At 53.0% G+C, this 15194-nt stretch carries 13 protein-coding genes; 5 read left to right on the top strand and 8 right to left on the bottom strand.

Annotated elements, in window-relative coordinates:
• The coding region (locus ABYK60_RS09275; RefSeq protein WP_372871714.1) for an RNA degradosome polyphosphate kinase at positions 1 to 1089 on the bottom strand (1089 nt) is incomplete at its 3' end.
• A gap of 284 nt (positions 1090 to 1373) precedes the next feature.
• On the opposite strand from ABYK60_RS09275, the gene yegD reads away from it, so the two are divergent.
• Together yegD and ABYK60_RS09265 are read left to right on the top strand one after the other, a co-directional pair.
• Positions 1374 to 2735: a molecular chaperone gene (gene yegD / locus ABYK60_RS09270; protein WP_372871719.1), complete on the top strand. Its 1362-nt coding sequence runs from the start codon at positions 1374 to 1376 to the stop codon at positions 2733 to 2735.
• 49 nt (positions 2736 to 2784) lie between these two features.
• On the top strand, positions 2785 to 3276 hold the full coding sequence (locus ABYK60_RS09265; RefSeq protein WP_372871713.1) for a CreA family protein: 492 nt from the start codon (positions 2785 to 2787) through the stop codon (positions 3274 to 3276).
• Positions 3277 to 3398: 122 nt separating this feature from the next.
• Here ABYK60_RS09265 and ABYK60_RS09260 read toward each other — a convergent pair whose 3' ends face one another.
• The 3 genes from ABYK60_RS09260 to pdsR all read right to left on the bottom strand — a co-directional run bounded on the left by ABYK60_RS09260 (position 3399) and on the right by pdsR (position 7537).
• On the bottom strand, positions 3399 to 4595 hold the full coding sequence (locus ABYK60_RS09260; protein ID WP_372871711.1) for a cystathionine beta-lyase: 1197 nt from the start codon (positions 4593 to 4595) through the stop codon (positions 3399 to 3401).
• 99 nt (positions 4596 to 4694) lie between these two features.
• Entirely contained in the window at positions 4695 to 6845 is a 2151-nt protein-coding gene (gene pdsS, locus ABYK60_RS09255; RefSeq protein WP_372871710.1) for a proteobacterial dedicated sortase system histidine kinase, read from the bottom strand.
• Positions 6845 to 7537, bottom strand: coding sequence for a proteobacterial dedicated sortase system response regulator (pdsR, locus tag ABYK60_RS09250; RefSeq protein WP_372871717.1), 693 nt, complete (start codon positions 7535 to 7537; stop codon positions 6845 to 6847). The genes pdsS and pdsR overlap by 1 nt, the downstream gene beginning before the upstream one ends.
• Positions 7538 to 7771: 234 nt before the next feature.
• On the opposite strand from pdsR, the gene pdsO reads away from it, so the two are divergent.
• The 3 genes from pdsO to ABYK60_RS09235 all read left to right on the top strand — a co-directional run bounded on the left by pdsO (position 7772) and on the right by ABYK60_RS09235 (position 11431).
• On the top strand, positions 7772 to 8500 hold the full coding sequence (pdsO, locus tag ABYK60_RS09245) for a sortase-associated OmpA-like protein PdsO (RefSeq protein ID WP_372871708.1): 729 nt from the start codon (positions 7772 to 7774) through the stop codon (positions 8498 to 8500).
• Positions 8501 to 8664: 164 nt separating this feature from the next.
• Entirely contained in the window at positions 8665 to 10788 is a 2124-nt protein-coding gene (locus ABYK60_RS09240; protein ID WP_372871707.1) for a marine proteobacterial sortase target protein, read from the top strand.
• The gene (locus tag ABYK60_RS09235) at positions 10775 to 11431 is read left to right on the top strand and encodes a class GN sortase (RefSeq protein WP_372871705.1); all 657 of its coding nucleotides are present in this window, start codon (positions 10775 to 10777) and stop codon (positions 11429 to 11431) included. The genes ABYK60_RS09240 and ABYK60_RS09235 overlap by 14 nt, the downstream gene beginning before the upstream one ends.
• 41 nt (positions 11432 to 11472) lie before the next feature.
• On the opposite strand, the gene ABYK60_RS09230 is transcribed toward ABYK60_RS09235, so the two are convergent.
• The 4 genes from ABYK60_RS09230 to ABYK60_RS09215 all read right to left on the bottom strand — a co-directional run bounded on the left by ABYK60_RS09230 (position 11473) and on the right by ABYK60_RS09215 (position 15100).
• Positions 11473 to 12528: a GGDEF domain-containing protein gene (locus tag ABYK60_RS09230; protein WP_372871704.1), complete on the bottom strand. Its 1056-nt coding sequence runs from the start codon at positions 12526 to 12528 to the stop codon at positions 11473 to 11475.
• A 129-nt stretch (positions 12529 to 12657) separates the two neighbouring features.
• On the bottom strand, positions 12658 to 13518 hold the full coding sequence (locus ABYK60_RS09225) for a hypothetical protein (RefSeq protein ID WP_372871703.1): 861 nt from the start codon (positions 13516 to 13518) through the stop codon (positions 12658 to 12660).
• 188 nt (positions 13519 to 13706) lie between these two features.
• Positions 13707 to 14636, bottom strand: coding sequence for a RimK family alpha-L-glutamate ligase (locus ABYK60_RS09220; RefSeq protein ID WP_372871702.1), 930 nt, complete (start codon positions 14634 to 14636; stop codon positions 13707 to 13709).
• Positions 14637 to 14656: 20 nt separating this feature from the next.
• The gene (locus tag ABYK60_RS09215; protein ID WP_372871701.1) at positions 14657 to 15100 is read right to left on the bottom strand and encodes a DUF413 domain-containing protein; all 444 of its coding nucleotides are present in this window, start codon (positions 15098 to 15100) and stop codon (positions 14657 to 14659) included.
• Positions 15101 to 15194: the final 94 nt, after the last annotated feature.

Raw genomic sequence — 15194 nt, 5'->3', positions numbered from 1 at the left:
GTCGAAGGCGGCCTGGCGGACAAGCTCAGTGAAATACGAGAACTTGTGATAGGGATAGTTGAGCATGATGTCGCCTTTGGCGATGGCATCAAAACTGTTGCCGCAGCGCTGGAATCCTGCGCTGTCCAACGCCGGAAGCTTGTCATATTCAAGATATTTGCGCCGCGGATTGGGGAAGGTAATGAAATCTTTAAAACTGTGATAGCGACCACCGGGTACCAGACATTCGGTTGAACTTATTCCCAGCTGTTCTTTGAGCATCACCAGCATATGCTCCGGCATGTCCCTGTCGTACACCAGTCGTACCGGCTCCGCAGTGAGTCGCTTTTTCAGACCACGGGTCATTTTTTCCAACTGGCTTTGGTCAAGCTCGTCGGTGAGATCAAAGTCAGCATCCCGGGTCAGCTTCATTGAAAAGGCATCGATGCTTTCATATTCAAAAAATGGTGAAAACAAATCATCCAGGCAGTGTCGGATAATATTGTCGAGCAAAATGAGATGTTTTTTTGCTTTCGATTTTTCGGCTGGTAACTCTACAAACCGCGGTACATTTTTGGTAGGTACCTCTACCAGGGCATATTGACGTCTGTCTTTGGCATGCAGGCATACCGCCAGATAGGTGGCGTTATCCGCAATGTGCTTCACTAAGGAGCGGTGGCTTGAGACTATCAGCGGTGCTATGTGACGTTTCAGGTGATCGCGAAAATGGATTTTAAGCCAGTGACTGTGAAACTCACTCAGTTGGGATTCATTAATCAGCAGAATATTGTGGCGGATAAGCTCACGCATCAATTCGCTGTATATGGTGTCAAATCGCTCTTGAAGGATGAGTACCCGGGTCTGGATTTTGGCCATCAGATGGCGGCTGTTATTGCGACCTTCCTGCAGACTCGAAAGTAAAATCCCCCGCCGGACAGAAGCTACCCGGACTCTGAAAAACTCGTCCATATTAGATGAGAATATGCCCAGAAATCGAATGCGCTCAACGAGTGGAACCTCCTGGTCACAGGCTTCCTGCAACACCCGCTCATTAAAAGAGAGCCAGGAAAGCTCTTTGTCGATAAACATTTTGTCTGTATTGGGAGACACTCGAACACTCCTTTGAGCATAACCGGCTGACATGCTGACGATCGCACCTTATCAGGCGCATGTTGCTTTTAACACTGTTGCGACCAGCCAGATGAATACATAGTGGCAAGTCACTGTGAGTATTGGAAAAGTATACTGGATTGGCTCGGTTTACATCAAAGGTAAGTTACATTTATTCAGTCTGGCTCTGATCATGTTTTCAGTGATTACCGATAACGGGCTTTTATCCTGTGGCGCTATTTGATAACGTGGCCGGCTTTTTTGATGCTAACGGGGAAGATACCGTGTTTGCAGGCTTTGACTATGGCAGTGCCAACTGCGCGCTGGCAATGTGGGAAGATGGTGGCGTAAAAATGCTTCCAATTGGCGACAAAGGTTCTGACTACCTGATGTCGGTGGTGTATGCGCTGGATGTCAGCTTCATTACTGAGGCGTTAGTGGCCAGGTTGCCGCGGGACAAAGCTGCAGAGCTTGCAGCCAATCGCAGTGCCGAGCTTGCCCGCGCAAGAAGGATGCGCAACGAGCTTGATTTGCTGGCTGGCGATGACACGGTTTTCATTGGTGAGGCCGCGCTCAGCGCCTATCTTGAGACCCCTGAAGAAGGCTTTTTCGTGCGCTCGCCCAAATCCTTTTTGGGAGCGACGGGTCTGCGAGCTGAGCAGGAGGCGCTGTTTGAAGACATAGTCACCCTGATGATGCTTGAAGTAAAAAACCGTGCCGATACTTTGTTGGGTGCAATCGGATCACTGGACCGGGTGGTTATCGGCAGGCCGGTAAACTTTCAGGGCATAGGCGGTGATGCTGCCAATCAACAGGCCGAGCGGATTTTGCGTACCGCCGCCGAGCGCGCCGGTTTTACCGAGGTGCACTTTTTGTTTGAGCCTCTCGCTGCGGCCTTTGACTATGAAGCCAAACTCGATAACGACTGCCGGGTGCTGGTGGTGGACGTAGGCGGTGGTACCACCGATTGCTCTTTGGTGCAGATGGGGCCAGGTCGCCGTCAAATCAGCGACCGCAGTGAAGATTGCCTTGGCCACAGTGGCCAGCGGATTGGCGGCAATGATTTGGATATCGCACTGGCGATGGAATGTTTGATGCCCCATTATGGCCTCGGCAGTGAGCTTTCCACCGGCAAACCCATGCCAAGGCAGACCTTTTGGCAGGCAGTGGCGATTAATGATGTGGGGGCGCAGCGGGAGTTTTTCTCCTTAGGCTACGCCACCTTGCTAAAAGAGCTGAAAAAAGATGCCAAAGATCCGGCTCCTTTGACCAGGCTTGAAAAGCTCAGACGCGATCAGCAGCATTACCAGTTGGTTAAGGCCGCTGAGCTTGGAAAAATTGCCCTGAGTGATGCCGCTTTGACCCAGGTCATTCACCCCGATGGTGACCCAAGCGATATCAGTCGCGATGACTTTGACACTGCCATTTCCCCCTTGATGGGCCGGATTGAAGCCCTGATGCAGGCGGCTGTTGGCGACAAGGCCATGCCGGAAGTGATTTATGTGACGGGTGGCAGCAGTCGTTGTCCTTCGGTAGCAAACAAAATTGCCGCTGTGTATCCTGAGGTGCCGGTGGTCTATGGTGACCATTTTGGTTCAGTCACCTCGGGCCTTGCCCGCCGCGCGGCACTGATGTTTGGGCGCTGATATTAAGCAACTGCCAGAGAGTAAATCTGAGTCTACAAGGAGAGAGTCCATGGGAAATCCACTTAAACTGCCTGGTCTGGGGACATTACTGCTCACCACATGTCTTATCGGCGGTTGTAGTGATGATGTCGGCAAGGTCAGTCTGGGGATGTTTACAACCAAAGATGTGGTGATCGAAGCGCTTCAGGATCCAAAATTGCCGGGTGTCACCTGCCATATCAGCCGGGTCGAGGCTGATTTGTCCCTGGCAGATCCCTCTGACATGTCAATCAGTTGCCGACAGACAGGACCAATATTCGCATCGCAGGTTGCATTGCTGGATAAGAGTAAGGGCGGTGAAGTGGTGTTTTCAAGCTCTTTGAGTGTACTGTTCAAGACGTTGAAAGTACGCAGGATTTACGATGCAGACTCACAAACACTGCTGTATCTGTCTTATTCCACCAAGGAAACCTCCGGCAGCCACAAGCACTCGTTGTCAACTGTGCCGCTATACGGTACTGAGGCATGGCAAGCACCCGCAAAGACCGGAGTGAAAGGATAGTTTTCCGGGGCAAGACTTAAGACAGGGGCTGTCATGTCCCGGAATGATGAACTGATACAATCCATGGCAGATAAAAAAACCTCATGCAAATGAGGTTTTTAAATTTTTCCATCCAGGTCTGATTAACCCCGGGTCATCACCGCATGATAGCGGGTGAAACCTGCTTCGAGATCGGCAATCAAATCTTCAGGGTCTTCAAGGCCGATATGCACCCGGATAAGCGGTTTGCTGGCATCCCAGCGAGTGGCCGAGCGAATGTTCTGGATCCCCGACACCCATAAAATCAGGCTTTCATAGCCGCCCCATGAAAAGCCCATTTTGAAGTGGTGCATGCCTTCCACAAAGGCGGTCATGGCCTCGGCAGTGCCTTCTTTGAGCACAAAGGAAAACAGACCATTGCTGGCGGAAAAGTCGCGCTTGAAGAACTCATGCCCGGGGCAGCTTGGGAAGGCCGGATGGCGCAGGTGGTCAACTTCAGGACGGCTTTGTAGCCAGTTGGCGACCGTGAGGGCATTCTTTTCGTGCTGCGCCATACGTACACCCAGAGTGCGAAGACCCCGGGCGGCAAGATAGGCATCGTCCGCAGAGGTGGTTTGTCCCAGCAAATAGCTGTGCTCACGCAGCTGATCCCAATATCTGGCATTGGCGGTTGCGGTGCCCATCATCACATCTGAATGGCCAACGATGTATTTGGTCGCGGCCTGAATGGAGATATCGACTCCCATCTCGAACGGACGCGAATTGATAGGCGAAGCCCAGGTGTTATCCAACATCACAATCAAACCATGCTCATGGGCAATGCGCGCCAGGGTCGGCACGTCCTGCACTTCCATGGTGATGGACCCGGGCGATTCGAGAAATAACACTTTGGTATTGGGGCGGATAAGTGACGCTATATCCTCGCCGATGAGCGGGTCGTAGTAGGTGGTTTCGATGCCGTAGCCTTTGAGCACCTTATCGCACAGATCCCGGCTTGGCTCGTAGGCGCTGTCGACCATCAACAAATGGTCGCCACTTTTGAGGAATGCCAGCAGACTGCCCGCAATAGCGGCGGCGCCACTTGGGTAAAGTGCTGTACCTGCGCCTCCTTCAAGCTCAGCAATGGCGGCCTGAAAACCAAAGTGGGTAGGGGTGCCGCGGCGGCCATAAAACATTTCGCCATTGTGTTTGTTTTTGGCGGCAAAGCGCATCTCTTCCAGAGAATCGAATACTATGGTGGAGGCGCGGAACACAGGAGGGTTTATCACCCCTTTACTGTACTTTTTATCACGTCCCAAGCTGACAATCTTGGTAGCGGTTTTCAGGTTTTTCTCGCTCATAGGTATATCCTGTACCTCAAGGTAAAGATTTTGGCCATCTTACCATATAGACGGCTATTTTAAACCGAGTTTACTTGTTCCGGGCGACTGGCTACCAGTCTATTCAACAGGCATAGACACAGATATACGCACCCCGTCGCCACCGGTGAGGTTTTCTGCCTTGATATCACCGCCATGAAATTCTGCAATCAGCCGGGCAATGTAGAGTCCCAGGCCAAGGTGAGGTTTATTGTCCTGATTCGCCGGGCGGACGGTGATCATGGAGTCAAAAATCCGCTCCGCCATATCCACTGGCAATAAGGGTCCTTTATTGACTACAGACAAACTGATCTGCCGCTGGCTGTGGCCTAGGGTGATTTCGATGGTGGAATCACTGGCCATAAATTCGAGTGCATTGCTGAAGAGCTTATCGAGCAGCTGGGCCAGATATTCAGGCACGCCTTTCATCTGATAATTGCCATCAGCTTCATTGAGCTGAATGCGGACATGAGGGTAGGTGAGCTGATAACCCTGCACACAGCCGCGGATAACTTTGGAGGCGTCAAAACTGATGGCTTCGGCCTGGGACAGTGACTGTTCCAGCCGGGTCGCTTCACTCATGTTGGCGAGGATAAGGCTTAGGCGGCTCACACCTTCCTGGGCCCGTTCCACGTATTTTTGCTTGTCTTCGCCCAGTGGCTGCATGGACAGATGCTCCAGGCTCGAGCGCACCACTGCCACCGGTGTTCTGAGTTCATGGCCGAGGCGAGAGGACATGTTTTCCAGATATTGGGTGTACTGGGATAGGCGCTGCACCATGCCCGAGAGCGCGCGCGACAGATCGCCAATTTCATCCAGTGATTTGGATGGCACTATGCTGGCCTTTACCCGGCCCTGGGCATCGATGGCGATGTCGGCCTGATCCCTCAAGCTTCGAATGCGACTGGAAATATTGGACGCGAAGAAAAACAGCGCCAGGGTGCCCATGCTCATGATGGTCAAAATCACGTTAAACAGCTTTTCCAGCGCCCGATTACGCAGCGTGCGAATGCCGTGGGTGGTCTCTTCAGCAACCACAGCGCCCATCACCTTATCGTCAATCCAAATAGGGCTTGCAGCCGCGAGTACCACCGCCTTGTTGTCTGGCGTCAGGCGCCAGGTGCTGCCGGGGTTGCCGTTAAGCGCCCGTTGGATATGGCTGCCTTCAAGCTCGGTGGAGTCCTGCAGACCATCGATGAAATCCTTTGGCGGTTTGGTCAGCACCCGATAATAAAGTGGGTACAGGTACTGCTGCACAAAGCGCTCCAGCATGCCTTCGGACTTGTCGTTTTCGATGGCGCGGGTCCAGACACTGTCACCATTGCGAATATCGCCGGAGCGGGCCAGCACCCGGCCGTGGCGGTCCACCACCCAGATGCGGGCACTGTTGTGGCTCATGCCTTTGATAATGGATTCAATTTCCGGTGACGGCACCAGTACTGTGCCCAGATTATCCGGGGTATCTGTGGCTGAGGTGCCGGTAATGCCCTCGATATCGCGGGTTTTGGGATTGTTGACATCATGGAGGGCAAAGCTGATTTTGCCGCCGAGCATTTCCAGTGGGATCCTGAGCTCGATGTTGTAGCCGGTGGCGGTGGTGTGCCATTGCCCCTGAATACGCACTTCCGGTAAGGCAGGCAGACTCAGAGCGGCATCGGCGGGCAATTCAAAGGCATTTACCCAACCATCTTTTTGGGTGGAGACCACGTAACGGTGAAAAAATCCGGCGCCATCCAGTGTGGCAATGGCAAGGTGATCGTTTCTATCGACCCTCAGGCTGTTGCGGCCGCGGTAGACAGGATGCGGGTCTGTGACTTCAAAAAAGGCGTACAGATAATTGCCGTAACGGCCAATCATATGGTTGAAGCTGAGCTTGCTGGTGGCCCGGGGCAGCAGCTGCATATCGGCGCCATAGTGCATGGTTTTGTGCCGGTAGGGCTCCCAATCGTCGAGTTTTCCATCAAGCTGAATAGGGCCCGACAACGGATGAGCGTATAGATCTTTGCGTTTTTCCACCTGAGCAAGGAAGCTGCTCTGGCTGTCAAACAGTCGTGGCCGCTCGTGCAGAGCGGTGGCCAGTGCTGCAGTGGTGCCTTCGAGCGTTCGCTCCTGACCGTGGCGCAGATATTTCTCCATTTCCCACACGTATTGGTAGCCAAGCCAGGGCAGACACAGCAAAAACGCAGAAAGAATAATGACCTTGGAGCGCAGGCCAAGCGGCAGTCGTATCATCAGCCCTGACTATCCCAGCGGTAACCCATGCCATAGACGGTATCTATGCAGTCAAAGGCTTCATCGGCGGCAATAAATTTCTTGCGAATGCGCTTTACGTGACTGGTGATGGTGCTGTCATCCACATAGATTTTGGCTTCCTGCATCAGCTCGGTGCGGCTGCGTACATGGCCGGGGTGACGCGCCAGCGCGTGAACCATCCAGAATTCGGTGACCGTCAGCTCAATCGGGCGTTCCTGCCAATACACCTGAATACGATTGGCATCTATGGTCAGAGGCCCTCGTACTAGAAGGTTTTCAGGCGCAGATGGGGCGCTGAGCTGTTCACAGCGGCGAAACAGCGCCGCCAGCCTTGCCAGCAGATGCGGGAAGCTGACTTCTTTTGACAGATAATCGTCGGCGCCAAGCCGCAGGCCGGTCACGGTATCAAAGTCGCTGTCTCTGGCGGTAAGAAAGATGATCGGTAAAGTGGCTGACATGGCACGCAAACTCTGGCACAGGGTAAAACCACCGTCGATTTCATCCTCAAGGCCGATATCGATAATGGCCAAATCCGGCAAGCGGGTTTGAAAGGCCACCATGGCGTCGGGGCGGTTGGCGAAGGTCTGTACCTGATAACCGTGTGACTGCAGCACATCCTTGTAATTTTCGCGGATGGCGGCTTCATCTTCGACAATGGCGATGCGTTTCATTTTCAAGCTCATTAATGCGGCCGTCCACAAAATACCGGGGGCCTGTTATCCGATCTATCGCCGACTATACAGCAATTTACTGCTATTTAAAGTGAGCACGGGTGATTGCCATTTTGTTGCCACAATTGATAGTCGAACTGCCATTTTTGCTCCCCTTGGTTGCCATTTGGCCGCGTTTTAATAAGTCCATCGACAACAGGCCGCTTTGGCGGCAAAGACAAGGAATGATGACTTATGAAAACCAAACTGATTGCCAGTCTTGTAGCTATGACCCTGATGAACCCGGCAGCCTATGCTGAAGAACGTGAACACACAGAAGAGTTGGTGGGGCTGGGGTCGGGTGCGCTGATTGGCACCGCCGTCGGCGGCCCTGTGGGTGCCATTATCGGCGCGTTCGCCGGGATCCTAATAGGAAAATCCGTTGGCGATGAAGAAGAAATCAACTCGCAGCAGGCTGCGATTGCCGAGCAGGACAAGCAAATCCAGACCCTGGCAGCGCGCAGCGCCAACTACGACGCGCTGGCAAGTGACTATGCCATGGCCCGCGCTCAGCTCAATTCCTTACATGCAGCCCGTGAAGCCAAGCTCACAGAGCTTACCCTCGGCCTTAACGTGCAGTTCAAAACCGGCTCATCGGAAATTGAGCCCCACTTCCAATCCCAGCTGGCGGCAGTGGCCAGGGTGATGGAGGCCGACCCCAGTCTGTCTATCGACCTTAAAGGCTTTGCCGACCGCCGTGGTGACAGCGATTACAACCAGGCATTGTCGGAGCAACGTCTTGCCAATGTGATTGCCTTTCTTGAACAGCAGGGGGTTGACGGAGGCCGCCTGCAAGGCAAAGCCTTCGGCGCAACCAGCCCATTGAGTCTGGATGGCAGTTTCGAAACCGACTTCTTTGACAGACGCGTCACGCTGGAGTTGGTGCCAACCGCCGCCTCCATGACTGCCAATCAAAGCAACTGAGCCGCCCTTGGGCAACTTATCCGCCGGTCACGCAAGGCGCCAGCCACAAGATGAGCCTGCTTTGAAGCAAGCTCATGCCCGGCTGATGAATATCAGTGTGTTAACCGGCAATGACCTTAGCCGTTGCCCGTATGTGAGCGGGTTGTAAAGCACAGGAAAGCAGGATGAATAGGGTAAAACGCGGATTGCTCGCAGGAGTACAGACGGGCATATATACACTCGCGCTGGGGTTCATTGCCTTTGGCAGTGCAAGCCAGTCAACCACGGCCAAACCAGCCGTTGGTGGCGAGATTATCGGCATAGGTCAGGGTTATGTTTCACCAGCTGCGCCGGGCCAGGGTGGTGAGCTTGTGTTCGAACAAGAGGGAAAGGATGTACTGCAACTGGCGCTTTCCAGTCATGTTGACCTTAAAGTCAGTGCCTTTGTCAGCAGGGTGACCCTGTCACAAACCTTTGTTAATCAAAACAATGAGCCCATCAATGGCAGCTACCGTTTTGCATTGCCGCCCAATGCAGCGGTGAGCGGCATGCGTCTGGCCATTGGAGAGCGCATTCTGGAGGGGGAGATCCGTGAGAAGCGCACCGCCGAGCGCACCTTTAATGAGGCTAAGCAGCAGGGTAAGCGTGCGAGTCTGGTGAGCCACAGCGAAAGCAATCTTTTTACCACCCGCATTGCCAATTTTTTGCCCGGCGAAACCCTCACCGTCAGTATCGACTACCAAGAGGTGCTCAAGCCCAGAGATGGGCGACTTGAGCTGAGGATCCCCACGGCGCAGACGCCGCGCTACGGTGCATCTGTTGCCAATGAGCCAACAGTTAAAGACATGGCACCGTTCCGTGATGCTGACGGCTTTGGGTCGCAGGTCTCAACTGCGACAAAGCTGGCCAGAGTTGCCAGCGCAAAGCTGGCCCTTAATGCAAGTATTCAGGGGTTTACTCTTGGGCAAATCGATAGCCCGAGCCATAGCCTGTGCGATCAACGCTTTCGTGAAGGCGGCTGGCAGTTGTCCTTATGTCCGGAAGCGACTGCCGACAGGGATATGGTGCTCAGTTGGAGCGTCAATGAGGGTAGCTCAGCTGTGGCGGATTTCCTGGTACAGCGGGGCTACAGTTACCCGGCATCAGCCCAGATTGAAGTAAGTCATGGACTGCTTGCTTTTATGCCACCTCAACCCGCCATGGCGGCAAGGTTGCCACGGGAACTTATCCTGGTCATAGACACATCCGGCTCGATGGCGGGTGACTCCATGTACCAGGCGCGCAGTGCCTTACTGCATGCGCTCGGTGGACTGAGACCAGAAGACAGTTTCAATATCATCGCGTTTTCCAATCAGGCACGGCCGCTGTGGTCGGTCGCACGACCTGCCAGCGCGGTAAATCTCGGTATGGCGCAGCAATTCGTTCGTGGCCTTGAGGCCGACGGCGGCACCGAAATGGCGCAGGCGCTGGAGCTTGCACTGGATGGACGAGAGGCGGATGAAAGTGGGCGATTGCGTCAGGTGCTGTTTATTACCGATGGTGCGGTAAACGGCGAGGATGAGCTGTTTGCACTGATCGAGCGTCGCCTCGGGCATTCGCGACTGTTTCCCGTAGCGATTGGTTCAGCACCAAACGGCTATTTCATGAGCCGTGCCGCCATGGCGGGGCGGGGCAGCTTTACCTTTATCGGTCATGGCGGCGAAGTCAATGACAAGATGAGTAGTCTGCTTGGTCGTATTGAGCACCCGGTCATCAGTGATTTGACTGTCACCTGGCAGGACGGCAGGGAAGTGACCGGCTTCCCGCAGAAACTCAGCGACCTTTATGCCGGAGAAGCCCTGATGTTAAGCCTGAAAGCAACGCCGGGAGAATTGATGCCGGTTATCGTTCGCGGTAATACCGACGGCCAGCCCTGGGAGCGCACCCTAAGCCCAAGGCCAGTGCCTGCCGCCAGTGGGCTGGATTTGACCTATGCCAAGGCCAGAGTCGATGCTCTCGGCGCGCAGGCCATGTCCAGCGATGAGCGCCGAGATGCCACCGCCGCTTTGGGGCTCGAATACCATTTGGTAACCGCACACACCAGCTTGGTGGCTGTAGACAAGACGCCGGTGACTGATGGCAATGCCAGACATGTGCGTCTTGAAGAAGCCACGCCCCTGGGCTGGCAGGGTGGCCGCTTGCCACAAACCGCCACCTCAAGTATCGGCTTACTGCTGGCTGGTGTTTTGTGTTTGCTGCTCGCGTTTCTGGGAACTGTGGGGGGCATTGGCCGAGCGAGTTTATTTGGGAGGAGCCGTGGCGCAATTTAAATTCAGTGCCCGAAAAAAGCGCCGCTGGCCCTATTGGCTGGCAGCAATGGGACTGTTACTGCTGGGATCCGGAGGATATATGCAAGCCAAAGCTTTTTTAGCCCAATACCTGATAGCCGATGCCTGGGAGCAGAGCCGGCGGGATGGTTTGCCACACAAACCCTGGAGCTGGGCAGATACCCATCCCATTGCCCGGCTTGAGCTGAAGCGCCAAAGTGGCGAGCGCGAAAGCTTCTATATTCTGGCGGGCGCCAGTGGTCGTAACCTGGCATTTGCCCCGACCTGGCTGGAAAACACCGCCCTGCCCGGGGAAGGCGGCAATACCGTGATTGCCGGCCACAGGGACACTCACTTTGCTATTCTACGTAAGGTGGCTCCGGGGGATGAACTCTGGCTTGAAGATATGCAGGGCGAGCGGCACCAGTATCGGGTGAAGTACACTTCGGTGGTGAATGAAAATGAGCTATCGGTGCTGGAGCAGATATCAGACCGGCTGACCCTTATCACCTGCTTTCCATTTTTCGGGGTGAGTGACCGAACCGATAAACGCTTTGTGGTGGTGGCCGAGCCGGATGAGCTTTGGAGCCGCCCGGAAATCGCGGCCAAGGCCATGGTGCTGAGTATGGAGCACGGACGCCAATGAAGGTCTGTGCCCCATATCAGCCGGAAATGGCGTGCATCTTCTTAGCCGGAAATGGGCATAACCCTATTACGCCCCAGCCGTTTGGCCTCGTACATCAGCTTATCGGCGGCTTCAATCAGGGCGCGACTGTCCATTTTGGGCTGCCACTGGGCAACACCAAAGGATGCACTGATGTTATCGATGCGCTCATCCTTGCGCCTGTCTTTCAGCGTCAGCTTTTCAATCCCGCGACGAAGTGCTTCGGCCAATTGTCTGGCAATACGAAGGTTACTGGCTGGCACCAGTAAGGCAAATTCTTCACCACCGTAGCGATAACATTTCACGCCATCGCGGCAGGCGTCACTTAGTCTTCGGCCGACGAGCTTCAATACCTGATCACCAAGCTGGTGGCCATAATTGTCGTTGAAGGATTTAAAATGGTCGACATCGCAGAGGATGAGACAGGTACCATCCGGTGCCTGTGAAAGCATTCCGGCCAGGTCTGCATCGAACGCACGCCGATTCAGGCAACCTGTCAGAGCATCAAACAGTACGTCGCGCTCACTCTCGGCGAGGCGAGTTTTAAGGGCATCGATTTCTTGCTGAGCTTTAGACAGTTGGCCTGTGAAATAGCTGGTAGAGGCTCGAATGGCATCAGATTCCTTTACCAAATTACGTACCAACGCCAATACCTGCTCGAGCGTAAAACCTTCGTTTTCGATCCGGCCCAATTTGGCGAAGTTGGCATCAATCTTTTGCTGGAATGCAGTGGCATCCAGATTGGTGTCCTGCAGCTGATGGGCCAGTTCATTTACCATAGCTTCCAGATTTTGGCGCATATCCCGCACATCAAGTTCCAGAGGATCGGCCACATGCTCGCGGTACAATAATTCAGATGTGACAGGCGGGCATGTTTGATACTGGTTAATGGTTTCATCTATCGCTCGGTTCAGCGCCGGTTGCTGTTCACCAACATAGGCATACCAGAGGGCGTAATTTGTTGGTGTGGTAGGGATCCTGTGTTTGAGCATCAGGGGAACAGCTTGCTTGAGGCGTATAGCTGCCGTTTGCATTAAAGCGGGCCCTGCAGCAAGTTGAGACTCGTCTTTCTCAGTCATGGAAGTCGCCGTAAAGCTATTGAAAATAATATTTCAATCATAGCCTTATTGGATGCTGAATCAACTGCCAGTGCTGCTTCAGACAATAAAAAAGCACTCTATGGAGTGCTTTTTTTTGGTGCAATGAGTTTAGAATTTATAACTGACTGAAACCATTGGGCCGATGAAACTGTAATAGATATTGTAGTCGGCGACCTTGATATTCTGTGCCGACTGGGTAATGTCCACATCGACTTTGTAGTAGTTGTAAGCCAGCGACAATTGCCAGCTATCACCCAAATCGGCATTGACCCCGGCACGTATGTCGGTGAGTGACCCTTTTAAATCATCCAATTTGATTTGAAAGTATTGGGCGTGGCCAGTAAATTCCCAGCCGGGCAAGAACTCGTAGCGACCTATGATGCCGATGTCCGGCAGGGGGGCTGTCACTTTATTTTCCACCACCTGAGGAATAGGGCGCGAACCACAGAGGTTTTCATTGAGCTCAGTCGCCAGACAGGCACCAATGGCACCCTCAAACATGGATTTGATAAACATGGTGTGCAGGCCAAGTGTTACACCCAGAGTGTAATCATTGCCTTCAAATACATCGTAACCATAACCCAAGCGCAGGATATCAATATTCAGCGTGGTATCGAGTTTGCCGCCGGCACGAACCTCGTATACTGTGTCGTCGATTTGAACCTGGAAAGGACGGGTAACAGCCGTGGTTTCAGCACTGCGGTGCAGACGTTTCCAATCGAGGTAAAGGTTGTGGCGGTTGCCGAAGGCATATTCGAATTCAAAAAACGGCAGGAATTGATTTTCCGCGAGTTTAAGATCGCTCTCAAAGTCGAGACGGAAGTCTTCACCGATTATGGGATCGGTCACATCAATACTGGAGTCTGACTGAGAATAAAATCCACCGACCGTGAGGGTCATGTCCTTGGCGATCGAACACTGACTTATCCCTGTCAGTGCGATGCAGAGTAGCGTAGCCAATGTCCGCATGATCGCTCCTGAAAGCAGTTATTTTTATCGTTATTTTTGAGTTACCAGGGTGGGTCGGCTCTGTGGCTGAATCCCATTTCCGTCTGGGAGTTTAACCATAAAATGGCAAATTTGTGAAACATTTGTTTGCAAAATTGTGAAGAATTTTGACCCCGAACAAAAAAGCACCCCAAAGGGTGCTTTCTGACTCATTTTGCGCTGGGGTCTTCTTTGTTGAACATCCCCAGACGAATACGAATAAAGTGCAGGATTTGCGACGCTATGTCCACCTTTAAACAGGACTCAAGACCTTCAAATCCGGGTGAAGAATTTGCTTCACAGATTTTGTAATGGCCGTTGTCAAACAACAGGTCAATGCCCGCTACATCCAAATCAAGAATGTTGGCGGTTTGGGTGGCCAGCCATTCGATTTCAGGTGTAACTTCAAAAGGAAGAGCTGCGCCACCGGCACTGACGTTGGCTTTAAAGCTGTCTTCTGCCGCGCGACGTTCAAAGCAGCCCACTACACGACCACCAATGGTAAAAACCCTCAGATCCCGGCCGTGGCTGTTGGAGATAAACTCCTGCAATATGATGTTGGCGTTCTTGTTGGTTGCCTCAATCAGTTGCATCAAATCGTCAAACTCACGGGGTCTGTGGGACAAAAACACACCGCTGCCCTGAGAGCCGGATAATGTTTTGATCACCACAGGGAAACCCAGATGGCTACGAACCAGTTCTATGTCCACCGGGAACTTTACCAACATGGTTTTCGGGGTTGGCAGGTTTTTTTCTGCCAGCAGCTGCTGGGAGAACAGCTTATCTTTAACGGTTTCAATTGCTCTGGATGAGTTGAGGCAATACACACCTAAACGCTCGAGGTGGCGGATAATGGCCAGCGCAAAGTAGGTGGTGCCTGAGCCCATGCGGGGAATAATAAAATCGGGCAACTCCACTGGTTGCCCGTTGAGCAGGATACTCTTGTTATCTTCCCGGGTGACTGTCAAATCAAACTCATCCGGGGCATAAACTTCGAGATCTATATTGTCAGCCTTGGCGGCTTCCACAAGTCTTTCAATTTCATACAGTTCGGGTTTGAGCTGAGTCGCGGTTTCCTTATATAAAATCCAGCCGCGCATTCAGTTTTTCGCCTCAAGCTTCATGGTGTTCCCTCGGGTTCCTCATCGTCAGAAACCTCGTCATCGTCTATATCATCGAGTTCAATATCAGTTTCGGTCTCAGGTGCGCTGGCGACGGAGTGCACCGTGCCCACAACCGCATAAAAGGGTTTGCCCTGAGCCAATTTGCAATACTTTAACCAGATCTGCTCCAGTAAGCTACCAGGCGCCTGATTAGTGCGCACAACATCAACAAACTGGGCTTCTTCGACGGTGACCGGCGGGCGGCTTCCCTCAGCCAGGGCTTTCATGGCTTCACCGTGAGTTTCCAACAATTCTGCTTCTTTGTTAGTGAAATCACCACACCGACGAAACCCTTTGGGGAAATTTGCATCGTCATAGAAGCGCTTTTTACTTTGAAAGCTGCTTTGGCTCCCCAGAAGGTGGCCTTGATAGCTTTGGCTGCCAACTAACTGTTCTGACATTGTCTTTTCCTTGCAAAATACAAACGCGGATAGCAGTAATTACCCTAGCTGTGGGATAATTTTGCATCTGGAGTATTGGCGAGTATCCTTGATT

Source organism: Shewanella sp. (assembly GCF_041630135.1).
Classification (GTDB): domain Bacteria; phylum Pseudomonadota; class Gammaproteobacteria; order Enterobacterales; family Shewanellaceae; genus Shewanella.
The sequence above is the reverse complement of the archived record's forward strand: the minus strand, read 5'-3'. Positions and strand labels throughout refer to the sequence as shown.

Coding starts and splice junctions, on each gene's coding strand:
- ABYK60_RS09265 (WP_372871713.1), top strand. CDS start 2,785: ATGGGAAATCCACTTAAACTGCCTGGTCTGGGGACATTACTGCTCACC.
- ABYK60_RS09260 (WP_372871711.1), bottom strand. CDS start 4,595: ATGAGCGAGAAAAACCTGAAAACCGCTACCAAGATTGTCAGCTTGGGA.
- pdsS (WP_372871710.1), bottom strand. CDS start 6,845: ATGATACGACTGCCGCTTGGCCTGCGCTCCAAGGTCATTATTCTTTCT.
- pdsR (WP_372871717.1), bottom strand. CDS start 7,537: ATGAAACGCATCGCCATTGTCGAAGATGAAGCCGCCATCCGCGAAAAT.
- pdsO (WP_372871708.1), top strand. CDS start 7,772: ATGAAAACCAAACTGATTGCCAGTCTTGTAGCTATGACCCTGATGAAC.
- ABYK60_RS09240 (WP_372871707.1), top strand. CDS start 8,665: ATGAATAGGGTAAAACGCGGATTGCTCGCAGGAGTACAGACGGGCATA.
- ABYK60_RS09230 (WP_372871704.1), bottom strand. CDS start 12,528: ATGACTGAGAAAGACGAGTCTCAACTTGCTGCAGGGCCCGCTTTAATG.
- ABYK60_RS09225 (WP_372871703.1), bottom strand. CDS start 13,518: ATGCGGACATTGGCTACGCTACTCTGCATCGCACTGACAGGGATAAGT.
- ABYK60_RS09220 (WP_372871702.1), bottom strand. CDS start 14,636: ATGCGCGGCTGGATTTTATATAAGGAAACCGCGACTCAGCTCAAACCC.
- ABYK60_RS09215 (WP_372871701.1), bottom strand. CDS start 15,100: ATGTCAGAACAGTTAGTTGGCAGCCAAAGCTATCAAGGCCACCTTCTG.